The following is a 6795-nucleotide window of genomic DNA, read 5'->3' on the forward strand; positions in this document are numbered from 1 at the left end:
GAGGGTGAGCGCGGCCTCGTCGAGCCACGGGCGCGCGGGGTCGGCCAGGTCGACGACGTCGATCGGGATCCCGCCCGCGACGAGGGCCCCGCGGATCGCCTCGACCTCCGGCTGCCCGTCGGTGACCACGAGGACCCGCAGGTCGACCCGGGGACCCGCCGCCAGTGCGGGGACCCCGGCCAGCAGGGTCGCGAGGAGGACCGCGACCAGGAGGAGGGGTCTGCTCGGGGGCGAGCTCACCGCAGCGAGCGGATCCAGGCGACGGTGTCCCGGAGTCCCTCGTCGAGCGGCAGGGCGGGGGCGAGGCCGAGGTCGGCGTGGGCGCGCGAGACGTCGAGGCAGCTCCGCCGCACCTCGCCCGCCCTGGCCTCGCGGAAGTCCGGGGTCAGGTCGGAGCCGAGGACGGCCGCGATGCGGCGGGCCAGCTCGCGCACCGACGTCTCCCGGCCACTGCCGACGTTGTAGAGGCGGTGCCGCGGCCCGGGGGCGACGGCGGCGGCGAGGTTGGCCGCCGCCACGTCCCGGACGTACACGAAGTCCCTGGTCTGGGCACCGTCGCCGAAGATCACCGGGCGTTGGCCCGCCAACAGCCGGTCGCAGAAGATCCCGACGACGCCCGCCTCCCCCCGGGGGTCCTGCCCCGGCCCGTAGACGTTGCCGTAGCGCAGGGTCAGCACGTCGAGACCCTCCGCGCGGCGGAACCACTCGGCGTAGGACTCGGCGGCGAGCTTCGACGTGCCGTAGGCGGACTCGGGCGCGGTCTCGGCGGTCTCCGGGGTGGGGACCGGGACGCCTGCGCCGTAGACCGCTCCGCCGGTGGAGGTGTTGACCACGCGTCGGACCCCGGTCGCCGCGGCGGCCGAGAAGACGTTGATCGAGCCGAGGACGTTCACGCCCGCGTCCCGGAAGGGCTCGCTCATCGAGACCCGGACGTCGATCTGGGCGGCCAGGTGGAACACGACGTCCGGCTCGAACGCGGCGAAGGCCTCCTTGAGCGGCTCGGCCTCCCGGATGTCGTGCCGGAAGACCTCCGCCGCCCCGCCACCGGTCCGCTCGAGGTTGGCCAGCGCACCGCGGCACAGGTCGTCGACCACGAGCACCTCGGTGCCCGCGCGCACCAGCTCGCCCACGAGCGTCGCGCCGACGAACCCGGCCCCGCCCGTGACCACCGCGCGCGGGATGACCGCCGCCGATCCGTCCATCGTGCCCCCCACGGCTCCCGATCGCCTGGGGCGGGATTCGGCGGAGCGGATCATGGCGTTACGGGTGGGACCCGGTGACACGCGAGAAGGCCCGAACGGCGGCACCTTCATCCACCCCGGACCACCGTCGAGACCCGAACGGCCGCAGCGGGTTCGCCGCCCGTGATCACCCGATCGGCCGTGGCGCGGATCGAGTCGTCCTGTTCCGCACCACTGTGGAGAGCGCACGTCTCGTCGCAGGATCCGGGATGGGCCCGGCCCGCACGCTCCCCTCCGGCGCGCGGACCGGGCCCTGCTCACCGGGGAGGCGCCGCCCGGGGATCGGGCTCGGACTCCCCCACCGGCTCCGGCGCCGGCTGCGGGGTGAAGGAGGGGCCGGGTGCGAGGGTGGCCCCCGGTCGCTTCGGCTCCCCCTGTTCCTCCCGCCCGCTCCCCCCGACCGCGAGCGCGAGCCCCAGTGCCGCGACGACCACCACGAGCAGGAGCGCCCGGAACCCGAGGAAGAGCGCCCCCAGCGCGGCCCAGACCAGGCCGGCGATCATCCCGAGCACCTGCAGCGCCGCGGCCCCCGCGACGATCAGCACCACCAGCAGGACCGCGGCGAGCACCGCGGTTCCATTCGCCGAACCCTGGAAAACCCCGGCTACCAGCGATAATCTGCCCACTGCGACTCCGTTCCGGGCGCGCCAACGCCCTGAGACGACGAGTTCGTGTCAGTACGCGGGCATCCCCGGCCTCGGCCGAGCAACGCTGATCCGGGGGTGCCTGCTGATGGCCCGCAAGGGACCTCTGAGCTGCAGCTTCTCGATCTCGTGAACCCCGCACGAAGGCCCGGTGGTGGAGTGGTAGGGTCTCCGATTACCGAAGTCAGCTGAACTTCAGTGAACTTCAGTAGACTCAGCTTAAATTGTGGTCGATCATCGGTCAACAGCATCTGGTGACCCGTGTCAGCAACGGCCAACGATCACCCGATCGGGCGCGCGTCGTTGCCACGGAGAGCCACGGAAGTCCTGAATAGTGCGCTAGCGATGACAGACGAGGTCGATACCGTGCCCCGAGTGGCCCAGCCGTTCGAACTTCACCGAATTTCACCGATTTTCGGTGAAGCTGGGTCGGGAGTCATGCTGCGGTGAGCACGCTCGGACAACGCCTGCGCGAGCTGCGCGAGACCGGCTTCGAAGGGGAGTCGGTTAGGCAGGCAGCCCTGATGAGCGCCTTCGGCCTCAAGAGCACCTCCGCGATCTCGGGCTGGGAGAAGGGCACGGGGACCTTCCCGAGGGGCCGTCTCCGCGACTACGCCCGGTTCTTCGCCACGCCCCGTTCGGTGGAGGACGGCGGGCGGCTCGTGGACGAGAAGGACCTCACGGACACGGAACGCTCGACCATGACCGCCCTACTCGAGGAACTGACAGCGTTGCTTGACGGCAGGACGGCAGTTGCGGTGTCCGACGACCCGTGGACGTTCGGCGACCACGCGCCGATCCGGATCGTCGTCGGTTCGGTGCCCGGCTCCCCGTACGCCGACAAGGCGAACCACAACTACATGCAGCTGGCCGGACTCGGCGACGTGGACTCGCTCTGGGAGATCCACGGCCATCTGAGCCGGACCAACCCCGAGGCCGACATCCGCTTCGTCGTGGCGGAGGACCTTGGGTCCGACGACCTGCAGTGTCATCTCGTCGTCCTGGGCAACCTCGCCCAGACGCAGGGTCCGGGGAGGCTGCTGCCCGCCGGGACGTTCCCCCTCACGCAGGTCTCCGTCACGGGCCCGTCGGGCGACGAGCTCGACGGTGAGGTGTTCGAGACGGAGGAGGGAACGCGGTATCTCCCCGAGTTCACCGAGCCGGAGGACTGGCGGTCCGAGCTCACCGAGGACGTCGGCATGCTGGCCCGGACCCAGAACCCCCACTTCCGCGAACGGACCCTCAGCGTGTGCAGTGGTGTCTTCACCCGCGGCGTGTACGGGGCGGTGCGGGCGCTGACCCACAAGGGACTCCGTGAGACCAACGCCGCCACACTGCGCAAGCAGGTGGGCGACGCGTCCACATGGCTCGCCCTGTTCCGCGTCACGATCACCGGCGGCCGCGTGACGACGCCCGATCTGTCGCATTCCACGCTGTTCACCTGGTCACGCCCCAGCTAGCCATCCCTCCTTCGGGTTACCGTGGTGGGCACCATGCCGGTCCCGCCACTCGATGCCCTCCCCCATCGGGAGTCGCATCGGGACCTCCTGGCCGCCAACCTCACCTTCGGTCCGCTCCGGGAGATCGACGGGATCGTCGTCTCGGCGGGGAAGGCCCGGCGGAACCTCCGCCCCGCGATCCGGCTGGCCCGAGACCTCCGCACGCTCCTGGTCGTGATGCGCAGTGGCGCCGGACCGACCGAGCAGACCGTGCTGCGGCTGGCGTCCGAGGAGGGGTTGCAGCGCGTCGCCGTCATGGACATCGCCGAGCGCCTCCAGCACCCGCTGTTGCAGTTCAGGACGTCGACCGCGCCGCACGCGGTGGCCGGGCGACTCGGCCCGCTGAGCATCAAGCGCAACCTGGGGCTGGTCTTCGGGCGCATGCTCGGCTGGCGCACGATGATGTTGTTGGACGACGACATCCACCGCCTCACCGAGGCCGCGGTCCTGCGCGCCGCACGTCCGCTGGACGATCTCGTCGCGGTCGGCCTGGCCGTGGAGCACTTCGCCGACCACTCCGTGGTCTGCCACGCCAACAGGCTCAGCGGGCGTCCGCAGCAGGTGTTCGTGAGCGGTTCGGCGCTCGTCCTCGACCCCGCACGCTGCACCGGCTTCTTCCCCAAGATCTACAACGAGGACTGGCTGTTCCTCGCGCCCGCCCTCCGGGAGAACCTCGTGGGCCTCGTCGGCACCGTCCGGCAGCGGCCCTACCCGCCCTTCGCCGACCCCGGCCGAGCCCGCGTCGAGGAGTTCGGTGAGGTCGTCGGCGAGGGCGTCGTGGACTCCGTGCGCCGGGGCCGCCTGTCCGACGAGCTGCGGTGGCCGACCTTCTGGGCGGACTTCCTGCGCAGGCGAGAGAGCTTCATCCGCCGGGCGGAGTACAGCGTTGCGGACCTCTCCCTCGACAACCGGCACCGGGACGCCGCCTTGGCGAGCCTGACCGTGGCCCACGAGGCGCTGGCGAAGATCACCGCGAACCAGTGCGCGGACTACTACCGCTCCTGGTGCCTCGACCTCGCCACCTGGCAGTCGCGGCTCGCCGACCTCCCGCGCGCCCCCTCTCTCGACGCCGCGTGGGATGCCCTGGGGCTCAGCGGTACGCTCGCCGATCTCGTGGCGTAGCCGGACCGGGGAGGGACATGGGCGCACTCGCGATCCTGCTGCCCGGCTTCCTCGACGGGCCCGATCTCCCCTCCACCCAGACCCTTCGCACCGACCTCACCGAGGCGGGCTTCCACACCCGCACCCTGGCCGCCTGGACCGGCCGGGACCCGGCCGGGTACCTGACGTCGGCCCACCTCGCCGACGTCCACGGGGCCCTCGACGGCGCTGACGGCCGGGTCGTGCTCGTCGGGTTCTGCTACGGCGCCCACCTCGCGGTGCTGGCCGCGGACGACCGGGTGACCGATGTCGTCGCCCTCATGCCCACCCGGCAGTTCCTCTGGCCCGAGCGCTACGACGCCGCACGGGACACCTGGGGCACGACCCAGCACTTCGACGGCGCCGCTCTCCCCCGCTCGGTCCTCGACGACGCCCTGCGGTTCGACGCCGACCTCGCCCGCAAGCGCCTGACCCAGCGCGTGCTGTTCCTCGGCGGCGACCGGGACGAGGTGATCCGGCCCGACCTGGTCCGGGCGCTCCACGACGAGTGCGGCAGCCCCGACAAGACCCTGCGGATCCTCCCGGGCGTCCAGCACGACTACCGCGACCACCCCGACCAGATCGCCCGGGTCGACGCCGCGGTGCTGGAGTGGCTCGGCCGCGGCTGAGACCCGATCGGGGGTTGCACTCGCGGACGATCACGTCGCGTGCACCCTATTTTGACGAAGAGTGACCACCACCCGTAGCGGTCGCATGATCGGTACCGAGCGTCGTCACATGGCTACTCGTGTGGTGGATGCGGAGAAGATCGACCTCGGTGCTCCTGCCGCGGAGCGGGACATCGGTCGCGGGCTCGAGCACTACTTCGTCGAGTCCGGGGTCTTCCGCCGTGTCCTCGCCGGGGAGACCACGGTGATCCTGGGGAACCGCGGCGCCGGGAAGAGCGCGATCTTCCAGATGCTCGCCCGGCGGAGCCGCGCAGCAGGTCACAAGGTCATCGAGCTGTCGCCGGACGACTACTCCTACGAGATGCTCGCGGAGTCGATGGCGAAGGAGAAGGCGGGCTCCTGGGCCAAGCAGGGCTCCTACGCCGCGGCCTGGAAGTACATGCTCTACGTGCAGGTCATGAAGGAGATCTGCACCAAGCAGTTCCGGTCGAAGAACGCCTCCGAGGCCGCCATCCGCAAGTACGTCCGCGACCACCATCACCACCCCGGCATGGGCAAGATGTGGACGCTGATCTCCTACCTCAAACGGCTGGAGGGCATCAAGATCGGCAACATCGAGGGCTCGCTCAAGATGCGCGAGCTCGAGAAGCTCTACAAGGTCGACGAGCTGCGACCGCTGCTCCCCCACCTGCGCGAGGCGCTGAAGGACCAGCGGGTGATCGTCATCATCGACGAGCTCGACAAGGGCTGGGACGCCTCCGAGGACGCCCGCGCGTTCATCTCCGGCCTGTTCCAGGCCGCCGTCGCGCTCAACCAGCTCTCCCCGAACCTCCGCACCTACATCTCGTTGCGCCAGGAGCTCTACGAGAACACGCCGACCCTCTACGAGGACGCCCAGAAGTACCGGGACCTGGTCGAGTCGGTCTCCTGGAACGAGGCGGGCCTGCAGAGCCTGATCGCGCGGCGCATCCGACACAGCCTCCCCCGCCTCGCCGACGCCTCGGACGAGGAGTGCTGGAGCCTGCTGTTCAACGGCAGCCTGAGCTATCGGCGCAGCAACTCGTTCACGTACATGGTCGACCGCACGCTGCACCGGCCGCGCGAGATGATCCTCTTCTGCGCCCAGGCCCTGCAGCAGGCGGGCGAGACCGGGGTGGCCCTCCCCCTCGACTACGCGACGATCGCCGCGGCGGAGTCCGACTACTCGCACGGGCGTACCCACGACGTGGCCGCCGAGCAGCGCTTCCAGTACCCGGACATCCTCAGCGTGTTCGAGGTCTTCCGGGGTCGTGCCGACACCCTCGACCGGGAGGACCTCGAGTGGCTGGTCATGGAGATCCTCGCCGGTGAGGTCTCGGTCCGTCCGGCGGCGCGGGCCTGGATGGAGGGCTACGACGAGATGGCCCTGATCGAGGTCCTGTGGCGGGTCGGGTTCCTCCGCGCGCAGACGGTCGGCGCCGTGCGGGCGGGACGCCGCAGCGGCAGCTCCTACGTCGCCTACCACGAGAGCCCGGCGCTGGACCTGCGGAACGTCCGACGCTTCCAGATCCACCCGATGTTCCGTGCGCACCTGGGCCTGAAGGAGGCGCGCGGCAGCTCGACGACCGGCGCCTAGTGCCCCGCACCGCTCGGCCGCGCGACC

The 6795-nt window shown here is 70.9% G+C and carries 7 protein-coding genes; 4 read left to right on the plus strand and 3 right to left on the minus strand.

What is annotated here, in order from left to right; genetic code table 11:
• The 3 genes from H5J29_RS16245 to H5J29_RS16255 form a co-directional block, all read right to left on the minus strand.
• On the minus strand, positions 1-240 hold a 240-nt coding region (locus H5J29_RS16245; RefSeq protein WP_220187498.1), incomplete at its 3' end, for a hypothetical protein.
• Entirely contained in the window at positions 237-1202 is a 966-nt protein-coding gene (locus H5J29_RS16250; RefSeq protein ID WP_181781805.1) for an NAD-dependent epimerase/dehydratase family protein, read from the minus strand. The genes H5J29_RS16250 and H5J29_RS16245, both read right to left, overlap by 4 nt.
• A 296-nt stretch (positions 1203-1498) precedes the next feature.
• Positions 1499-1810, minus strand: coding sequence for a hypothetical protein (locus tag H5J29_RS16255; protein WP_181781806.1), 312 nt, complete (start codon positions 1808-1810; stop codon positions 1499-1501).
• Between the two features lie 521 nt (positions 1811-2331).
• Here H5J29_RS16255 and H5J29_RS16260 point away from each other — a divergent pair.
• The 4 genes from H5J29_RS16260 (at position 2332) to H5J29_RS16275 (ending at position 6768) form a co-directional block, all read left to right on the plus strand.
• On the plus strand, positions 2332-3345 hold the full coding sequence (locus H5J29_RS16260) for a helix-turn-helix domain-containing protein (protein WP_181781807.1): 1014 nt from the start codon (positions 2332-2334) through the stop codon (positions 3343-3345).
• Between the two features lie 33 nt (positions 3346-3378).
• Positions 3379-4506 (plus strand): hypothetical protein, encoded by a 1128-nt coding sequence (locus tag H5J29_RS16265; RefSeq protein WP_181781808.1) that lies wholly within the window; start codon positions 3379-3381, stop codon positions 4504-4506.
• Positions 4507-4523: 17 nt separating this feature from the next.
• Positions 4524-5153 carry an alpha/beta fold hydrolase gene (locus H5J29_RS16270; protein ID WP_181781809.1) on the plus strand — a complete coding sequence of 210 codons (630 nt, stop codon included), beginning with the start codon at positions 4524-4526 and terminating at the stop codon, positions 5151-5153.
• 109 nt (positions 5154-5262) lie between these two features.
• Positions 5263-6768, plus strand: a complete 1506-nt coding sequence (locus tag H5J29_RS16275) for a P-loop ATPase, Sll1717 family (RefSeq protein WP_181781810.1) — start codon at positions 5263-5265, stop codon at positions 6766-6768.
• The last annotated feature ends 27 nt before the right edge of the window (positions 6769-6795 follow it).

Origin of the sequence: Pseudonocardia pini (genome assembly GCF_013870575.1) — a bacterium.
Lineage (GTDB): Bacteria > Actinomycetota > Actinomycetes > Mycobacteriales > Pseudonocardiaceae > Pseudonocardia > Pseudonocardia pini.

What these genes read in the sequence shown, in the direction of transcription:
- H5J29_RS16265 (WP_181781808.1), top strand. Translation starts at nt 3,379, where the DNA reads ATGCCGGTCCCGCCACTCGATGCCCTCCCCCATCGGGAGTCGCATCGG.
- H5J29_RS16250 (WP_181781805.1), bottom strand. Translation starts at nt 1,202, where the DNA reads ATGGACGGATCGGCGGCGGTCATCCCGCGCGCGGTGGTCACGGGCGGG.
- H5J29_RS16270 (WP_181781809.1), top strand. Translation starts at nt 4,524, where the DNA reads ATGGGCGCACTCGCGATCCTGCTGCCCGGCTTCCTCGACGGGCCCGAT.
- H5J29_RS16275 (WP_181781810.1), top strand. Translation starts at nt 5,263, where the DNA reads ATGGCTACTCGTGTGGTGGATGCGGAGAAGATCGACCTCGGTGCTCCT.